Here is a 1,480-nt window from a genome sequence, read left to right on the forward strand (position 1 = left end):
TCCGGGCGCCCCTGTCCCCCAAACATATGGGGGGGGGGGGGCCGGCCGCCCTAACCGCCGGGGGCTGCTGGCCACCGACCGCACCAACGACGACTCACGCGAAGGTCAGTCGGTGATCACCGGCCAGGCGTAGGCCAGCAGGGCGCAGGCGGCGCCCAGAAGCGCGAGCGAGACACCCCTCGTGGGCAGCGGCAGAGCAGCGAGCACGATCAGGATGACGGCGACAACGTAGAGAAATGCCTGGACCGACATGGTGCTCTCCTCAATCAGGGGTAGCGGGCGGCTGCCTTCAACCGCCGGGATGCCCCCCGGCGTGATCGCGGAAACCTCCTGATGATCACGGTTCGGCCCACAGTGGTGCGTCCGCCGCGGTGTCTACGGCGCGAGCAGCAGCGCCTCGGCGCCAACCGGTCGAAAACCCGCCGCCTGGAACGCGCGCACGCTGCGCGCGTTGCCGGCGGCCTGCTGGGCCCAGACCGGCTGACCGTCGGGCACCAGATGTCGGGCGGCCGTCGCCAGCGCCCGTCCCAGACCCCGGTGGCGACACTCGTCGTCGACCTCTGTCGCCGCCTCCCATCGGCCGGCCACCCCGCGGCCGAGCACGACCACCCCACCCTCGGCGGCCCAGACACGGATGTCGTCACGACGCCGACGTGCCCTGACCTCGCGAGGATGACCCGCGTCCGCCAGCTCGGTCAGCGGCAGTGGAGGTGGCCCGTCAAGGCTGCTCGCCACGGTCAGCAGGTCGATCGTGTCCATGGAACGCCGAGTGTGGTCGAGCAACGCACCCAGGAAACGCGGATTCATCGTGGCCGCCAGTGGATCGCAGTCGATTGACGCCAACGTACGGCGTACCCACTGGGGGTCCTCGTCGGTGAACACCACCGAGTGTCCGGTGAAGGCGATGACTCCGGCATCACGGCGGCTTGGCTGTGGCACCACTGTGGTTCCACCGTCCGGTGGCGGGAAGTGCCCGTGCGCCGCCGCGTCCAGGATGTCGGTCAACGTGCTGGCCATTGTCGCCCTCTCTTCGGTCCCCCGACCGCGCGGCTGCCGACAGGGGACGCGGCAATGCGCTTCCCGCCCGTTGTCAGCGCGCGACCAGACAGTCTTGAGACATCCTGCCGCGCGACGTGAGCAGCTGTGGGGCCGCCGTGATGTGATGCAGATCAATGACGATCAAGGGTGTGACCCGGCCTCCGGATCACACCCTTGACACAGTCGATGATCTGGACGGCGCCGCCGACGGCCCCGCCCGCTACCCCGAAGGGTCAGCAGCCGATCCGGCTCGACCCCATCGCGACGTCGTCGTACCAGAGGGTGTCGGCTCCGCCGCCGTAGCTCTCCCAGCCCAGCTTCAGGTCGGTGAGCTGCGGCCGCCAGGTGCGGTTGTACCACTGGCCGTCGATGTCGTGGCCGAACACCACGATCGTCGGGCTGCGCGGCGCTCGACTGACCGGCCTCACCCTCATGATCGACC

General features: G+C 69.7%; 2 protein-coding genes and 1 pseudogene. All 3 read right to left on the minus strand.

Annotated elements, in window-relative coordinates; all coding sequences use genetic code 11:
- Nucleotides 1-105: 105 nt before the first annotated feature.
- Nucleotides 106-252: a hypothetical protein gene (locus tag ABZ749_RS35055; RefSeq protein ID WP_167337290.1), complete on the minus strand. Its 147-nt coding sequence runs from the start codon at nt 250-252 to the stop codon at nt 106-108.
- 123 nt (nt 253-375) lie between these two features.
- Complete coding sequence (locus ABZ749_RS35060) at nt 376-1,017, minus strand: GNAT family N-acetyltransferase (RefSeq protein WP_357235682.1); 642 nt, start codon at nt 1,015-1,017, stop codon at nt 376-378.
- Nucleotides 1,018-1,271: 254 nt separating this feature from the next.
- Nucleotides 1,272-1,480 (minus strand): annotated as a pseudogene (locus ABZ749_RS35065) (hypothetical protein); the annotation flags it as partial.

Origin of the sequence: Micromonospora sp. NPDC047753 (genome assembly GCF_040642735.1) — a bacterium.
In the GTDB taxonomy this organism is placed as follows: domain Bacteria; phylum Actinomycetota; class Actinomycetes; order Mycobacteriales; family Micromonosporaceae; genus Micromonospora.

Bases quoted from the DNA above. Each gene is read 5' to 3' on its own strand.
- ABZ749_RS35055 (WP_167337290.1), bottom strand. From the start codon at position 252: ATGTCGGTCCAGGCATTTCTCTACGTTGTCGCCGTCATCCTGATCGTG.
- ABZ749_RS35060 (WP_357235682.1), bottom strand. From the start codon at position 1,017: ATGGCCAGCACGTTGACCGACATCCTGGACGCGGCGGCGCACGGGCAC.